Source organism: Embleya sp. NBC_00896, assembly GCF_045207785.1.
Lineage (GTDB): Bacteria > Actinomycetota > Actinomycetes > Streptomycetales > Streptomycetaceae > Embleya.
The window spans coordinates 1,086,388-1,101,290 of sequence record NZ_CP108777.1 but is presented as its reverse complement, the minus strand read 5'-3'; the positions used below and the strand labels follow the sequence as shown (position 1 = coordinate 1,101,290).

The 14,903-nt window shown below is 71.0% G+C and carries 16 protein-coding genes; 9 read left to right on the top strand and 7 right to left on the bottom strand.

Features of this window, described 5'->3' with window-relative positions; all coding sequences use genetic code 11:
* Positions 1 to 8 precede the first annotated feature (8 nt).
* A complete protein-coding gene (locus OG928_RS38170; protein ID WP_331766583.1) occupies positions 9 to 1,622 on the bottom strand; it encodes an MFS transporter in 1,614 nt (537 codons plus the stop codon).
* Between the two features lie 132 nt (positions 1,623 to 1,754).
* On the bottom strand, positions 1,755 to 2,312 hold the full coding sequence (locus tag OG928_RS38165; protein ID WP_331766582.1) for an ROK family protein: 558 nt from the start codon (positions 2,310 to 2,312) through the stop codon (positions 1,755 to 1,757).
* Here OG928_RS38165 and OG928_RS38160 point away from each other — a divergent pair.
* Positions 2,256 to 3,143, top strand: a complete 888-nt coding sequence (locus tag OG928_RS38160; protein WP_331766581.1) for a carboxylesterase family protein — start codon at positions 2,256 to 2,258, stop codon at positions 3,141 to 3,143. The two genes, OG928_RS38165 and OG928_RS38160, sit on opposite strands and share 57 nt — an antisense overlap.
* A 94-nt stretch (positions 3,144 to 3,237) precedes the next feature.
* Here OG928_RS38160 and OG928_RS38155 read toward each other — a convergent pair whose 3' ends face one another.
* From OG928_RS38155 to OG928_RS38145, 3 genes are all read right to left on the bottom strand, one after another.
* A complete protein-coding gene (locus tag OG928_RS38155) occupies positions 3,238 to 3,822 on the bottom strand; it encodes a TMEM165/GDT1 family protein (protein ID WP_331766580.1) in 585 nt (194 codons plus the stop codon).
* Between the two features lie 308 nt (positions 3,823 to 4,130).
* Positions 4,131 to 4,646 (bottom strand): TetR family transcriptional regulator, encoded by a 516-nt coding sequence (locus OG928_RS38150; protein WP_331766579.1) that lies wholly within the window; start codon positions 4,644 to 4,646, stop codon positions 4,131 to 4,133.
* A gap of 38 nt (positions 4,647 to 4,684) precedes the next feature.
* The gene (locus tag OG928_RS38145) at positions 4,685 to 5,005 is read right to left on the bottom strand and encodes a multidrug efflux SMR transporter (RefSeq protein WP_331766578.1); all 321 of its coding nucleotides are present in this window, start codon (positions 5,003 to 5,005) and stop codon (positions 4,685 to 4,687) included.
* Positions 5,006 to 5,170: 165 nt separating this feature from the next.
* Here OG928_RS38145 and OG928_RS38140 point away from each other — a divergent pair, with 165 nt between their 5' ends.
* Complete coding sequence (locus OG928_RS38140; protein WP_331766577.1) at positions 5,171 to 5,803, top strand: hypothetical protein; 633 nt, start codon at positions 5,171 to 5,173, stop codon at positions 5,801 to 5,803.
* Between the two features lie 143 nt (positions 5,804 to 5,946).
* Here OG928_RS38140 and OG928_RS38135 read toward each other — a convergent pair whose 3' ends face one another.
* The gene (locus tag OG928_RS38135) at positions 5,947 to 6,285 is read right to left on the bottom strand and encodes a helix-turn-helix transcriptional regulator (RefSeq protein ID WP_331766576.1); all 339 of its coding nucleotides are present in this window, start codon (positions 6,283 to 6,285) and stop codon (positions 5,947 to 5,949) included.
* A gap of 101 nt (positions 6,286 to 6,386) precedes the next feature.
* On the opposite strand from OG928_RS38135, the gene OG928_RS38130 reads away from it, so the two are divergent.
* From OG928_RS38130 to OG928_RS38100, 7 genes are all read left to right on the top strand, one after another.
* A complete protein-coding gene (locus OG928_RS38130; protein ID WP_331766575.1) occupies positions 6,387 to 7,280 on the top strand; it encodes an NAD(P)-dependent oxidoreductase in 894 nt (297 codons plus the stop codon).
* A gap of 519 nt (positions 7,281 to 7,799) precedes the next feature.
* Positions 7,800 to 8,765 carry a 3-oxoacyl-ACP synthase III family protein gene (locus OG928_RS38125; protein WP_406291572.1) on the top strand — a complete coding sequence of 322 codons (966 nt, stop codon included), beginning with the start codon at positions 7,800 to 7,802 and terminating at the stop codon, positions 8,763 to 8,765.
* Between the two features lie 183 nt (positions 8,766 to 8,948).
* Entirely contained in the window at positions 8,949 to 9,614 is a 666-nt protein-coding gene (locus OG928_RS38120) for a hypothetical protein (RefSeq protein ID WP_406291571.1), read from the top strand.
* Positions 9,615 to 9,702: 88 nt separating this feature from the next.
* The gene (locus tag OG928_RS38115; protein WP_331766572.1) at positions 9,703 to 11,451 is read left to right on the top strand and encodes a thiamine pyrophosphate-binding protein; all 1,749 of its coding nucleotides are present in this window, start codon (positions 9,703 to 9,705) and stop codon (positions 11,449 to 11,451) included.
* On the top strand, positions 11,448 to 12,461 hold the full coding sequence (locus OG928_RS38110; protein ID WP_331766571.1) for a squalene/phytoene synthase family protein: 1,014 nt from the start codon (positions 11,448 to 11,450) through the stop codon (positions 12,459 to 12,461). Before OG928_RS38115 ends, OG928_RS38110 begins: the two co-directional genes overlap by 4 nt.
* A gap of 11 nt (positions 12,462 to 12,472) precedes the next feature.
* Complete coding sequence (locus OG928_RS38105; protein ID WP_331766570.1) at positions 12,473 to 13,468, top strand: beta-ketoacyl-ACP synthase III; 996 nt, start codon at positions 12,473 to 12,475, stop codon at positions 13,466 to 13,468.
* 115 nt (positions 13,469 to 13,583) lie between these two features.
* A complete protein-coding gene (locus tag OG928_RS38100; RefSeq protein ID WP_331766569.1) occupies positions 13,584 to 13,826 on the top strand; it encodes a phosphopantetheine-binding protein in 243 nt (80 codons plus the stop codon).
* Positions 13,827 to 13,909: 83 nt separating this feature from the next.
* Here OG928_RS38100 and OG928_RS38095 read toward each other — a convergent pair whose 3' ends face one another.
* The gene (locus OG928_RS38095) at positions 13,910 to 14,824 is read right to left on the bottom strand and encodes a PaaX family transcriptional regulator C-terminal domain-containing protein (RefSeq protein ID WP_406291570.1); all 915 of its coding nucleotides are present in this window, start codon (positions 14,822 to 14,824) and stop codon (positions 13,910 to 13,912) included.
* Positions 14,825 to 14,903: the final 79 nt, after the last annotated feature.

Here is a 14,903-nt window from a genome sequence, read left to right as displayed (position 1 = left end):
ACCCCCCGCTACGCGTTCGTCGAGCGGGGCTGGGTCGTCGGGATCCGCTGGGTGAAGAACATCGCGAGGAGTGCGGTGAGGGCGAGGACGGCGAGTGCGGCGCGCAGGCCGTCGAGCCTGGCCTCGGCGTTCGCGTCGAGCGCGGCTCGGGTCACCTCCGGGCTCATTCCCGCCTCTTCGAGGGCGGACTCCAGCTGGGTGTCCGACAGAAAGGGCGCACCACCCTGGAGCTCGACCGTCGCCTGGCTGCTGATCTGCGGCGGGATCGCCGGGTTCTCCTCGATGGTGGTCAGGAACGAAGTCGTCAGCGCGGCGATCATGATCGACCCGGCGAGCGCCGTACCGATCGAGGCGCCGAGGTTGGTGACGGCGTTCTGAATGCCGCCGATCTCCGCGCTTTGCTCGTCCGGCACCGCGGACACGGTGACCGACCCGAGTTGGGAAGCCAGCGCACCCATGCCGAGCCCGATCAACAGCAGGGGCACGGTCACGACCTCCCCACCGGCGTCCGCGTCGAGTGCGGCCATCAGCGCCACCGCACCCGCGAACAACGCGATGATCCCCAGCCGCACCACTCGCCGCGGTGAGACGTCCGGGAGAAATCGCGGAATCAGGATCGCGGCGGCCAACAGGGTGAGCGAGAGCGGCAGGATGTGTGCGCCCGTCTCCAGCGCGGACAGGCCGAGTGCGACGGACAGGTACAGCGGTACGAGGAAGAACACGCCCATCTGCACGAGGTACTGGAAGAAGAACATCGTCAGGCCACCGGTGAGCTGCCGGTTGCGCAGCATGGCCGGATCCACGAGCGGCTCTTTGCCCTGCTCCACGAGACGGGCCTCCCAGTGGAGGAAGAGCCAGATCAGGAACAGACCCGCCAGCATCAACCACACGACCAGCGAGACCCCGAGCCAGGCGGGCGCATCGGGCTTCGGGAGGAACCATCCCCATTCGCCCGAGCGGAGTACGCCGAAGACGAAGACGCCGAGCCCGAGCGCGGAGAGCACGGCGCCGACGAGATCGATGCGCGCGTGTCCCTCGGTCGGCGCGTCGGCGACGCGTCGGGCGAACACCAGGATCACGATCACGATCACGACCTCACCGGCGAACACCCAGCGCCAGGAGAAGTACGTCGTGGCGACGCCCCCGACGAGCGGCCCGAGCGCGATCGCCACGGCCCCCGCGGCCGCGACGATTCCGTAGGCGGCGGGGCGGCGTTCCGCCGGGAAGTTGCCGGCGACGAGCGCCACGATCGCGGGCAGGATGAGCGCCGCCCCGAGTCCCTCGAGGAACGACCAGCCGAACATGAGCACGGGCAGGTTCGGGGCGAGCGCCGTCGTCAGCGAGCCACAGCCGTAGACAACGCAGCCGATCATGAACGCACGCCTGCGCCCGATGAGCGCGCCGACCTTGCCACCGGGGATCATGAACATCGCCATCACCAGGGTGTAGGCCGTGATGGCGCCCTGGATCCCCGTCACGGTCGTGCCCACGTCCTCGGCCACCGTCGCGATCGAGACGTTCATGACGGAGCTGTCGAGCGCCATCAGGAACTGCCCGGCCGCCAGGGTCGACAGAACGAGTCCCGCCGCCGAACGCTTCGGAGCCCCAGCCTCGGGTGTCATGGCCACATCGTCACAAATGCCCCGGAGGTCGGACTCACGACGCGCCCCGGATGTCAGCCGGATGGCGGCGACGGTGGCGATGGCGATGGCGATGGCGATGGCGGCGACGGTGACGGTGACGAGGGTGGCGGGTCAGGGGTCTCGGGGGCGGACCGGCGTCGAGGTCGGGTTGTCGAGGATGTATTCGCCGACCAGGAGGGCGGCGCCCCGGGCGGCGGCCTCGGGGCCCAGGCGGCCGGGGCGCACCTCCAGGTCCTGGTAGGCCGCGACCGCGCGCAGGGCCGCGGTGGTCTCGTGGACCCCGGGGAGCAGCCAGGGGGACAGTCGGGCGAAGTGGCCGCCGAGCACCAGGAGTTCGGGGTTGAGCACGGCGGCGATGGTCTCGGCGGCGGCGCCCACGCGTACGGCGGTGCGGGTGAGCAGGCGCAGGACGCCGGGGGCGCCGTTCTCGGCCCTGCGGACGAGTTCCTCCAGGGCGGCGTCCGGGTCGGCCGGATCGATCGCGGGTTCGCGGTCGCGGTCGCGGTTGCGGCCGGGGCGGCGGCGCGGAGCAGGGCGGGCAGGCCGGCGACCGCCTCCAGGCAGCCGCCGCGGCCGCACCAGCAGCGGGGTCCGCGCGGGCTGGACGATGATGTGCCCGACCTCGCCCGCGCCGCCGCGCCGGGCCTGTTCGCCAAGGCCGTCCTGCAAAGCGGCCCGTGCACGCTGCTGAGCGGCCCCGACCTGGCCCAGGCCGGCCGGGACGGACAGGGCTTCGCCGCCGACGCCGGCTGCCCCGACCCGGCGACCGCCGTCGCGTGCCTGCGCGCCGCGTGGGCACCGAACCTGATCGCGGCGGCCCGAAACCACCCGATCACCGGACCCACGGTCGGCGGCGGCGCGCTGCCGCTCCGACCCGCGGACGCGATCGCCGCCGGGAGTTGGCACCGGGTACCGGTCCTGATCGGCAGCACCCGCGCCGAGGGCAAGATGTTCGCCCTCGACCGGCCGTACCTGACGCCCGATCAGTACGTCGCGACGATCAACGCCCGCTACGGCCCGATCGCGCCGCAGGTGCCGGCCCGCTATCCCGCGTCCGGCTACCCCGCGCCCTACTACGCGATGTCCGCCGTGCTCACCGACTCGCTGTTCGGCTGCGGCACCTACCGCACCGCCGAGTTGCCGGCATCCCGAACCCCGACCTATGTCTACGAGTTCGACGACCCGAACTCGCCCACGCTGTACGGCGCGCAGCTCCCGGGCCTGGACGAGTCGAACGCGCACAGCGCCGAACTCGCCTACCTCTTCGACTTCACCATGGGGGAGCGGCCCCTGACGCCGGTTCAGGTCCGCCTGGGCACCCTGATGAAGCGCTACTGGGGCGCGTTCATGCGGAGCGGTAGCCCGAACACGTGGGGGCAACCGGTCTGGCCCCAGGCGGGAGCGCGGCACGAACTGCTCACGCTGCGTCCCGACGGCAGCCGGGTCTCGACGGCCTTCGCGGCGGAGCACCAGTGCGACTTCTGGGCGGCACCGCGCTGACCCTCGTCTCGACCCGGGCGACAACCACCACGCCCGGCGGTCCCCGGCGACAGCGTCGTCGGGCCGCCGGGCGCACCCGACTCGCGCCCCGCGCTCAGCCCGCGAACACCTCGACCAGCGACCAGATCGCGAGCCCGAGCATGCACACGCCGCCGATCCGCTGCACGGTCGCGAGCGGGACGCGCTTGGCGATGAACCGCCCGGCGAGCAGCGCCAGCGCGGACACCGACATCAGCGCCGCCGCCGAGCCGATCGCGGTGGACCACGTGCCGTTGGTGGCGGCCAGGTTGGCGGTGGTGATCTGGGTCAGATCGCCCCATTCGCTGATGAAGACCGCCATGAACGCGGTGGTGAACACCGGCCGGAAGCCGGTCACGACCTTGCCGGCCGCGTCCTCGTCGTCCTCCTGTGCGCCGCCGCGCAGCAGCATGAAGGCGCCGAACCCGAACAGCGCGGCGGAGACGAGCTTGACGATCCAACCGGGGAGCAGGCCCAGCAGGCCGCCCGCGCCCACGGCGAGGGCGACATGCACGACGAACGCGGTCGAGGTGCCGAACCACACGTACAGCGGACGCATGCGGGTGCCCATGGCAAGCGACGCGAACATCGTCTTGTCGGGCAGTTCGGCGAGGAAGATCAGCCCGAAGGCGGTGACGATCGCCAGGGGGTCGAGGTGCATTCCGGGTGGCTTTCTGCGAGAGCCGGGCCCCGGGTCTTCACGAAGCACCACTGGGGCAACCGGAGGACCACTCGGCCCGGCACGACGGAGTGCGCCCCACAGGATGCGGGCGCGTCGGTGCCTGGCCGAAGGTCTCGCCCACCCGCGGTGACTGCGGGCCCGGCCACCGGGAACCCGAGGGCTCCAGCATGTCGACGACCGGTTCGCGGGGCTACTCCCCTTCGTTGCCGCCGACCCTACCGCACGGCCGCCGCCGAACAGCGGCCCGCACGTCACCCGGGTCGACGCCTCGGGCCGCCCCCGAGGCCTCAGACCGATCCCGGACCGGCCCCTTCCAGGCAGCGGGCGAGCGCCCAGCGCAGTTGCTCCCGGTCGAGCGGGACGTCGAGAGTGAGCGCGTGGAGCATGGTGCCGTCCAGGATCGCGACCGCCGCCGACGCGGCGCGCGGGCCGACCCGGACGGACAGGAAGTCGTTGACGCCGTCGACCCACGCCCGGGCGAAGCCGCGCAGCTCGGGGCTGCGGGCGGCCGCGACATAGAGCTCGTACTCGACCATCGCGCGCGGGCGGTCCGCGAGGTACTCGCCGGTCAGCGCGGTCAGCACGCCGGGCAGGTCGGCGCTGTCGCGGGCGCGCTCCATCCACCGGCGGACCAGCTCCAGCGTCTCCGCCGAGGCGTGCTCCAAGGCGGCGGCGACCAGGTCGTCCAGCGACGCGAAGTAGTACGTGGTCGCGCCCAGCGGTACGCCGGCCCGCGCCGCGACCAGGCGATGCGTCGTGTTGCCCACGCCCACCTCGCCGATCACCTCGCACGCGCCGCGCACGATCCGCAGCCGCCGCCCCTCGGGGTCGCGCGCCGCGTTCAGTGCGCACCGCCCAGGTTCAGGACGACGACGCCCGCTATGACCAGGGCCATCCCGAACGCCTTGAGCAACGTCACCGGCTCGTTCAGGAACACCGCCCCCACCAGCGCGATCGACACCGTCCCCAGCCCCGACCAGATCGCGTACGCCGTCCCCACCTGAAGCTGTCGCAGCGACAACGTCAGCAGATAGAACGCGCCCGCGTACCCGGCCAGAGACGTCAGGGTCGGCCAGAGCCGGGTGAACCCCTCGGTGCTCTTGAGCAGACTCGTCGCCACGACCTCACACGCGATCGCGAACCCCAGGAACAGCCAGGCCACGGGATCCCTCCTCTTGGTGACGCTGCCGACGCCGACGCCACCGACACCGATGTCACGGATGCCTTCGACGAGTAGTACAGATGTACAGGTACAAATGTACAAGAAGCCGCGCCGCGCCGGCCGGCCGGACCCGGTGCGCTCGCGACCGGCCGCTAAGCTGCACTGATGTCCACCGAACGGCCGAAACCGCGCTGGGACGCGACCGCCGCTCGGTTGGCCGGCCGGGTCGCCGTGCTGCCACCCTCGCTCGGTCACACCCGCCTGATCACCGTCGACGGTGTCGGCGGTTCCGGGAAGACCACGTTCGCCGACGCCCTCGCCGCACACCTCGGCGCCGCCCCCGTCGTACGGCTGGACGACTTCGCCCGGCCCGGCGACTTCTTCGGATGGCTGTCGAGACTGCAAGGCCAACTGCTCGATCCGCTCGCGCTTCGGCAGGCCGCCCGATGCGACACCTACGACTGGGGCGGATACCGGGTCGACGGCTATGTCGAGGTGCCGGCCGCCCCGGTGGTGGTCCTCGAAGGGGTCGGCGCCGGGCGGGCCGAGCTGGGTGCGGTCAGCGCGCTGCGGATCTGGGTCGACACACCGCTCGACGTTGCCACCGCGCGCACCCTCGACCGGGACGGTCCCGGGATCGCTTGGTTCTGGCGACTGTGGCGCGCCGCCGAAAGCGCGCACTTGGCGCGCGACCGCCCGTGGAGCCGCGCCGACGTGACCGTCGACGGCGTCACGGGCGAGCCGACCCGGACGCGATCGGCGCGCTCACCGTCGTCGGCGAGTACTCCGGCGGGCTGATCTGCACGACGTTCCTGGCCGTGCCCGCCCACCGCTCGGTGGTGGCGGCCAAGGTGGCCGTGGTGACCGCGGTCGTGACGGTCGTCGCCATCGTCGCGGTACAGCGCCGCGACGTGTGAGCGGGCGGCCTACCGCGAGCCGGTTCAGGGGGACGGCGCGTCGGCGGCCCGCGGGCCCTCCAGGGCGAGCAGGTTGGCGAGCAGGCCGGGGAAGCGGCGGTCGAAGTCCTCGCCGCGCAGCCGCAGCACCATTCCGGTGCCGGTGCTGCGTTGCACGATCAAGCCCGCCTCCCGCAGCACCTTCCAGTGGTACGAGCGGGTGGACTTCGTCCCCGGCACCGCGAAGGCCGAGCAGGGCTGTTCGCGGGTCGGCTCGGCGGCCAGCGCGACGACCACGGCGCGTCGGTGCTCGTCGGACAACGCGGAGAACACCGCGCTCAGTTCCACCTCGTCGAGCGATGGGTGGTGCAGCTGGACAGGCATCCCGTTCCTTGCTCTCGGCCCCCGGTTGCGAGCGTACGCCGTGGGTGTCTACGGTACCGGGGTACGAAGATTTTCGAACCACCCGACAGGGAGTGCCATCCGTGACGAACACCCAGCCCCCCACCGCGCGGCCGACCGTCGCCCTACTGGGCACCGGCATCATCGGCGCCGCCGTCGCCCGCAACCTGCTCGGGAACGGCTTCGGTGTCCGGGCCTGGAACCGCACCCCGGCCAAGGCGGCGGCGCTGACCGCCGACGGCGCACAGGCGGTCGAGACCCCGGCCGCCGCGGTCACGGGCGCCGACATCGTGGTCACCGTGCTCAACGACGGGCCCCGGGTCCTGGAGGCGATGCGGGCCGCGGCCCCGGGACTGCGGGCCGGCGCGGTGTGGGTCCAGATCAGCACGGTGGGCATCGACGCCCTGGCGGAGCTGGCCGGCTTCGCCCGCGAGCACGGGCTCGTGTTCGTCGACGCCCCGGTCCAGGGCACCCGACAGCCCGCCGAGCAGGGTCAGCTGGTCATCCTCGCGGCGGGCGCCCCGGAGAGCCGGGAGCTCGTCCAGCCGCTGTTCGACGCCATCGGCCGCCGCACCCTGTGGGTGGGCGAGGACGGCACGTCCGGCGCGGCGAGCCGACTCAAGCTGGTCCTCAACACCTGGGTGCTGGCGCTGACCCACGGTGTGGGCGAAGCCCTGGCCCTGGCCAAGGGTCTGGACGTGGACCCGCGGCTGTTCCTGGACGTGGTCGGCGGAGGGCCGATGGACAACGCCTACTTCCAGGCCAAGTCGGCCGCCATCCTTTCCGGCGACTACACGACCAGCTTCTCGGTGGACAACGCCGCCAAGGACGCGGGGTTGGTGCTGGAGGCCGCCCGCCACGCGGGTGTGCGCATGGACGGTGTCGAGGCCGCCGCGGCGCGCTTCCGCCGGGCCGCCGAGCAGGGACACGGCGACGAGGACATGGCGGCGGGTTACTTCGCCAGTTTCGACAAGTAGCCCCCCGGTCGGGCGCGGGCGGCGCGCGGGCGGCTTGTGCAACGCCCGCGCGCGGCCCGGTTCGGTGGGGGTGTCGACCGCGAAAGTCGACCGCGAAAGCGGAATACGGAATTCCGCCGCCGTTTATGCACCGTTGTCGACCGGGATATCCCTCGGATTCGGGGGTGCCCAATGATACCTCCTTTTAAAGTTTTCATGTCCGACATAGGCGGCAAGAGTCATTGTACGAATGTAAAAAATGGGTTACATATTCTCGAAAGCCTTGCCATGTCAAACGGACTACCAAAAAACCAGAGTGCAGAACGTGGACGGAGCAGTAGCAGCGGGTTATAGTCGAGCGTCGAGCGAAACCGACCGACTACACGGAGTGATCCGAAAATATTCGGTTGGCCGGGTCGGTCGTTCCGACAATCACCGGGCAAGACAAGTCAGGTTCGCCGACCGAATACGCTTCGGTCGGCCTGTTCGTGCGGCGGTCTGTCAGTGGGCGCTACCCGTGTCGTCGATGTCGTCAACTTCATGCCGGAAAGAGTGGTGCGCAACAGTGATCTGTTGGACGCATCCGACGAGTTGGGCTCGGACGAGTTTTTCGCCGGTGTGCTCGAACGGCGCTTCGGATCGCCCGACTACACGTCCAAAGACCTCGGTGTCGCCGCGCTGAACAAACTCTTACGGCGCAACAACGTGCGTGCGGAAGATCTCGATCTCATCATCGTCTCCGCGCAGTTCAACGACACCTTCTCGCCGGGGATCGGCACCGCCGTACAGCACGCGGTCGGCGCGACCTCGGCCGCTGTACTGCACGTGGACAACGGGTGCTGCGCCTGGATCTCGTCGGTATCCACGGCCCAGGCATTCATCGACTCCGGGCGCTACCGGAAGGTGGCCGTCGTGACGGTCACCAACTTCGTCTCCCGGCTGACCGCCTTTCAGGCCACGCGCGAGTCCTGGGTGCTCGGCGACGGCGCGTCCGCGACCCTTCTGGTGGCCGATACCGGGGCGGACACCATCCTGTCCGTGCACGAGCAGGCGTTCGGCGAGAACTGGGGCGCACTGCGGGTCGAGCCGGACCCGGTGGACGGGGTCGCCCTGCCGCACTGGGACGGCGGACACGGACCGCTCACCGTGAAGTTCAACGCGAAGATGCTGCTCCGGCTGTGGCAGGTGGCGATGGAGCGCCTGCCGGAAGCCGTCGAGAGCGCTTTGCGGAAGGCGGACATGACGCCCGACGACGTCGCCTGGCTGATCACCCATCAGCCCAACGAGAACTACATCGCCGAATGGCGCAAGCGCTGCGGTGTCGATCCCGCCCGTACCCACGACACGCTCGCACATTACGGCAACATGTTCCACAGCAGCCTCCCGGTCACGTTCGCCGACGCGCTCGACAAGGACATGATCTCGGCGGGCGACGTGATCACGTTCGCGACCTTCACCCATGGCGGGGAAATGGTTTCCTCCATGGTGTGGCGCTGGACCGGCTGACCCACCGACCTCGGCGCCCTGCGGCGCCTTCCCGAAACCGCCGCGCGGCCATTCGGCCGACGCGAGCACGCGGCTGTTCGGTGCCACGGCCATGCGCCGATCCGGCGCCGCGGTATCAGCGGTATCAGCCGCAGTACATCAATGGACCATCGACAAGCATCGGGGAATTTCGTGTCGAACCGAGTGGCAGATGAATCCGGCCTGGCCCAGAACTACCTCCTCGACCGATCCGATCTCGGCGGTCTGGATCTGATCTGGAACGAGAACACCGGTCAGGACGACATGGTGAAGCTCATGGAGAGCAAGACCGCCGAGACCTATTCGCACGACGAGATATTCGGCCAATACTGCTCGCTTTCCGAGCACATCGACGTGCCGTACGACATCGTCTTCGAATACTGCGCCAATGTCCGTTCGCTGGAGGAATGGACATACAGCATCCGCGACCTGCGGCACGTCGGCGGCGGCCTGTACCGGGCCAAGGAAATGATCCAGCCGAACACCGAGATCTATATCCGGGCCGACGCGCAGAAGGGTCCCGAGCACGGCCTCGTGGTCTACCCGTGCGCGTGGGACCAGGGGCGCGAGCTGTGGATGCGCTACTACGTGACCATCATCGACGCGGCCAAGGTGCTCGACCGACCCGGCACGGTCGTGCTGTGGACCAACTGCAAGCACCCCTACTACGACCGCTCGACCCCCGACGTCCCGGACTACATCGCCGAGGGCCGCGCGCGCACCGACCGCATGTGGGTCGGCGACATCTGGCCGATGTTCCACGCCGGGCACTCCATCGAGATGGGCAACCTCAAGAAGATCCTCGAGAGCCGCTTCGCCGCGCGGCCGTGACCGAGCGCGTGAGTCGAACGCGGGGGTCGGACGCACGCGTGCGCGGCACGCGTGCGCCGACACCTCTCAGGACCCGCTTGGGGGAAACATGCGGATAGCCGACGCGCTCGTCACCGTACTGCGCGAACTCGAAGTCGCCTACGTCTTCGGCGTCAGCGGCGCCAACATCGAGCACATCCACGACGCGATCCACCGGCTCGGCGACGACCGGCTCCGCACCGTGCTCGCCAAACGCGAGGACGGCGCGGCCTGCATGGCCGACGGCCGGGCCCGGATCCACCGCACCCTCGGGGTGTGCTGCGCGACCTCCGGCGGCGGGATGGTGAACCTGGTCGCCGGACTGGCCGAGTCCTACGCCGAATCGGTGCCCGTGTTGGCCCTGGTGGGCCAGCCGCCGGTGGCCCTGGAAGGGCGCGGGTCGTTCCAGGACTCGTCCGGGATCGGGCGCACCGTCGACGCCGCCGGCATGTTGGCGGCGGTCACCAAGAAGACGGTGAAGATCTCCGACCCGGACACCTTCTGGGCGCAGCTGCGGGACACGATCGAAACCGCGCTGTCCGGACGGATGGGCCCGGTCGCCCTGCTGCTGCCCAGGGACTGCTACGACCGGGAGGTGGGCGACCCGCCCGCCGACTGGCCGAGGAGTCTCGCCGGCTTCGTCCGGCCGGTGCCGTTCGACGAGGGCACCGCGAGCAAGCTGTTCCTGCGGCTGCGCGAGGCGAACTCGCCGGTGCTGCTGCTCGGCCACGGCGTACGCCGCTCCACCGACCCCGACTCGGTGGTGCGCTTCGCCCGAGAGGCCCGCGTCCCGGTCGTGACCACGATGGGCGCGCGCGGTGAGTTCCCCAACGACGACCCGCTCCACCTGGGCGTCGTCGGCACCGCGGGGCACCCGTCCGCCGCCCGCTACCTGATCGAACGGGCCGACCTGATCGTGGTGGTCGGCACGGGGCTCGGGATGATGACCCGGGCCGCGCTCCCGGGCTACGACGCGGGCAAGGTCGTCGCGGTCAACATCGACCCGGGCGAGCTGCTGCGTTCCGGGCTCGTCGACTCCGTGGTGCGGGGCGACGCCGGCGAGGTGTTCGGCTACCTGCGGAAGCTGCTGGACGCCGAGCCGTTCACCGCGCCGCCCGTCGACGGCTACGCGACGACCCGCTACCTCCCGCGCCTGGCCGAGCCCTTACCCGGCCGCCCGGGCGGCTCCGAAGACGGTCTGCTGCAGAGCCGGGCGATCGCCATCATCGGCGAACAGCTGCCCCAGGACGGGCACCTGCTTTTCGACGCCGGGAACTGCAGCGTCGCCTCGATGCACTACTCGTCGGTCCCGGCTGGCTCGACCTCGACCATCGCCCTGGGCATGGGCGGCATGGGGTACAGCATCGGCGGGGCGATCGGCGCCCAGCTCGGCGAGCCCTCGGGCACCCGTACGGTGGTGTTCGCCGGCGACGGCGCGTTCCTGATGAGCGGCCTGGAGATCCACACCGCGGTGGAACTGGGTCTGCCGATCCTGTACATCGTCTTCAACAACGGCATGCACGGCATGTGCGCGACCCGCCAGCAGACCTTCTTCGAATCCAGGATAGAGGCGGTCGGCTACACCCCGGTCGACGTGGCCGCGCTGGCCGCGGGGCTCGGCACGCCGGACCGGTTGTGGGTCGGCCGGGCCGGGACGGCCGACGAACTGGTCGAGCGGTTGGCCGAGCAGCGCGCACACGCGCACCTGCCCGGCGTACTCGAACTGAGTCTGACCCGGGAGGAGATTCCTCCCTTCGCGAACTTCCTGCCGGCGGACGCACCCACCTACCGCCTGGCCGATCAGGAGAACTCCCCATGACCGAACGCGAATTGAACCTCGCCGGCATCACCGATCCCGACCTGCGCGCCGCGTACACCACGAGCACCGGGCTGTTCCGCGCGCACGGCCGGGGGCGGTTCACCGCCCGCTACATGTTCCCCCAGGCCAAACGGCCCTACCTGGACGCGTTCTTCGCGTTCGTGACCTACCTCGACGACATGGCCGACAACTTCGACCGCAGCGTCGCGGTCCGGGCGCAGCGGCTCGACGAGTGGGAGCGGGTGTTCACCGCGTTCGTCAAGGGCGAGCCGCCCGCCGAGGACCGCGCGCGGTCGCGCGACGAGGCGGCGGACACCGCCCTGGCCCGGGCGTTCGTGCACGTCATGCGCACCTGGGAGCTCCCGCTCGACGAGGTGCCGGACTACCTGAACGGCCAGCGCAACGCGCTCCACACCCGCGAGTACGAGACCTACGAACAGCTCGACGGGTTCGTCCAGACGGTGACCCTGCTGCCGGCGGTGTGGATCAACCGGATCTTCGAGCCGCAGAGCTCCGAGGCCGAGGAGCTGTGCCGACACACCATCACCGCGTTCCAACTCCTGGACTTCCTGTGGGACATCCACGAGGACCTGGAACTGGGCCGGCTCTACCTGCCGACCGAGCACCTGACCCGGTTCGGCATCGACCGCGATGGCATCGAACGGCTGGTCGGCAGCGGTCGGACCGACCGGGCGCTGCGCGAGCTGGTCCGGTTCGAGATCGAGGAGGCCAAGCGGCATCTCGACATCGGCCGGGCCTGGCCCGCCACGCTGCACCCGACGTCGCGTACCTTCATGCAGCTCGACATCGAGACGCACTACCTGATGATCGACGAACTCCTCGCCGACGACTGCGCGTTCTTCACCAAGCCGCGCAAGGGCATGGGCTTCGTCTCGCGCAAGGTGGTCCCGCGCACGCTGCTCGCGATCGGCCGGGCCAACCGGATCAACCGGCAGGCCGAGCTGAACGGCTTCCGGGTTCCCCCGCCGTATCAGCCGAGCAAGGGCTGAGGGGGCACCCGATGGGACGTTCCGCGGTCGTCGCCGGACTCGGCGCGTGGACCCCGCCGCGCGTGGTCACCAACGACATGCTCGCGGCCGAACTGGACACCTCCGACGAGTGGATCAGGACCCGGACCGGCATCGACCGACGCCATGTGGTCGATCCCGGCACCAGCACCGGACACCTCGCCACCGAGGCGGGCCGCCGGGCCCTGGAGTCGGCGGGGACGGCGCGGGTCGACCTGGTGGTGCTCGCCACCAGTACGCCGGACCGCCCGTGCCCGGCCACGGCGCCGGTGGTCGCCGCCCGGCTCGGCCTCGCCGGGGTCGGCGCGTTCGACGTGGCCGCGGTGTGCACGGGGTTCGTGTACGCGCTGGCGACCGCGGCGGGGCTGATCGGCACCTCGGTGGCCGACAGTGTCCTGGTGATCGGCGCGGACACCTTCTCGACCATCACGGACCCCGCCGACCGCACCACGCGCGTGGTCTTCGGCGACGGCGCCGGCGCAGTGGTGCTGCGCGCGGGTGACGACGAACAGCCGGGCGCGCTACGGGGGTTCGATCTGGGCAGCGACGGCAACGGGGTCGATCTGATCACCGTCGCGGCGGGCGGTTCCGAGCACCGGGAGGCCGACGCCGACGGCTGGTTCCGGATGGCGGGCGCGCAGGTCTTCGCCCAGGCGGTGCGCCGGATGAGCGAGTCGGTACGGACCTCGTTGACCCGGGTCGGGTGGACCGGCGACGACGTGGACCTGGTGGTGCCGCACCAGGCGAACGTCCGCATCCTCGACGCCTGCGCGCGCGACCTGGGCATCCCGACCGAGCGGGTGGCCAAGAACATCGACCGGGTCGGCAACACGGTCGCCGGCTCCATCCCGCTGGCCCTGGCCGACGCCGCTACGCGCGGTGTCCTCAAGCCCGACGCCAGGGTCGTCCTCACCGGCTTCGGCGGCGGCCTGACCTGGGGATCCACGGCGCTGACCTGGCCCGACATCACGGCCGCGTACGACGACTGAGAGCCCGCGAACCCGACAGCGGTCCGCGATTTCACCAGGGCTCCACGAAGAACGGCTCCACGAAGAACGGTACGACGAAGAACGGCACCACGATACGAAGAAAGAGAGGTCAGCCGTGGCCGAGTTGCAAAGCCGCCTCGAAGCGGTAATCAAGGAGACCTACCCGCCGGCGGCCGTCGATCTGTTGCTCGAAGGGGCCACCTTCGAGGCCGCGGGCGTGGACTCGCTGGGCGTGGTCGAGTTGCTCCTGCTCCTGCAGCGGGAGTTCGGGACCGCGATGGACGGCGACGAGCTGACCGTCCACTCGACGCTCACCGACACCGTCGACCTGCTGCGCTCCGAGGCCGCGGGCGGCTGACCCGCGCGCCTGCCCGCGACCCCGGCCGACACCCGACTCCACCGGCCCGCCGCATCCGCGGTGGGCCGGGTGGGCCGGGGCCGTCACGCAGCCGCCTCCTCCGCCAGTTCGGCCCAGGCCGCTCGGGCCCGCGGCCCCCACTCGGCGTGCAACCGTGCGAACAGCCCCGCCGCCCGGTCGCCGATCCAATGCGCCGGCAGCAGCGCGCTCGGCAACTGCGGGTCGAGCAGCGGAAACCGCCGCCACTCGTGCACCAGCCGCAGCTGCGCGAGCAGTACCTCGAACCGGGTCGTCGGACGCAGGTCGGAGAACTCGTCCAGGAACGCCCGATACCGCTCGGCGATCTCGGCGAGGTCCCACGCCTGGTCCACCATCGCCCGCTCGGAGCCGATCCCCCCGAACGCGCCCCGGAACGAGAATGCCGGTGCGTCCAGGCCCAGTTCACCCAGGATCCCGGCGGCCTCGGCCGCCCGGCCCGGGTCGGGGCCGATCCACAGGCCGGGCGCCGGGCTGCCGAACCCGGCCCAGGTGAGCTTCGTCCGCAGCTGGTGGCGTACTTTGCGCCGGCTCTCGGGCACGGTCACCATCAGCACCAGCCACGTCCCGTCCCACTCGGGGCGCGGCGCGCCGAACGAGTAGATCCGCTCGGCCCCCTCGGTGAGCAGCCGGCGTCCGGACGCGGTGATCACCCACCGGGTGCGCCGGCCGACCCGCTCCGCGTCGATCCGGCCGTCGGCGGCGGAGCGCGCGAGCGCCTGCCGGGCCGAGCGCTCCTCCACGCCGAGGCCGTCGAGGGCGGCCAGCAGCGTCGCCGTCCAAGCCGCGCCGCCGCCGGGCAGGACGCATTCGCCCAGCAGGGTCATCAGCCACGACGGGGCGCCGGCCGCTCCGAGCTTGTCCCGGCGCACGACCGGCGGCCGGGTGGCGGAAGCGGCCCGTACGGGCTTGGCGCCGGCGGGTGTTCCGGGCGCGGGCGGCATCGGTGTCGGTCGTTCCATGCCGGCCATTATGCCGGCCATATTCGACAAACTCTTGAAGCTACGTCGTTCTTGTGTAGAGGATTGAGCGGCCCGGTTT

Bases quoted from the DNA above. Each gene is read 5' to 3' on its own strand.
- OG928_RS38170 (WP_331766583.1), bottom strand. From the start codon at position 1,622: ATGACACCCGAGGCTGGGGCTCCGAAGCGTTCGGCGGCGGGACTCGTT.
- OG928_RS38155 (WP_331766580.1), bottom strand. From the start codon at position 3,822: ATGCACCTCGACCCCCTGGCGATCGTCACCGCCTTCGGGCTGATCTTC.
- OG928_RS38140 (WP_331766577.1), top strand. From the start codon at position 5,171: ATGTCCACCGAACGGCCGAAACCGCGCTGGGACGCGACCGCCGCTCGG.
- OG928_RS38135 (WP_331766576.1), bottom strand. From the start codon at position 6,285: ATGCCTGTCCAGCTGCACCACCCATCGCTCGACGAGGTGGAACTGAGC.
- OG928_RS38125 (WP_406291572.1), top strand. From the start codon at position 7,800: ATGCCGGAAAGAGTGGTGCGCAACAGTGATCTGTTGGACGCATCCGAC.
- OG928_RS38115 (WP_331766572.1), top strand. From the start codon at position 9,703: ATGCGGATAGCCGACGCGCTCGTCACCGTACTGCGCGAACTCGAAGTC.
- OG928_RS38110 (WP_331766571.1), top strand. From the start codon at position 11,448: ATGACCGAACGCGAATTGAACCTCGCCGGCATCACCGATCCCGACCTG.
- OG928_RS38105 (WP_331766570.1), top strand. From the start codon at position 12,473: ATGGGACGTTCCGCGGTCGTCGCCGGACTCGGCGCGTGGACCCCGCCG.
- OG928_RS38095 (WP_406291570.1), bottom strand. From the start codon at position 14,824: ATGGAACGACCGACACCGATGCCGCCCGCGCCCGGAACACCCGCCGGC.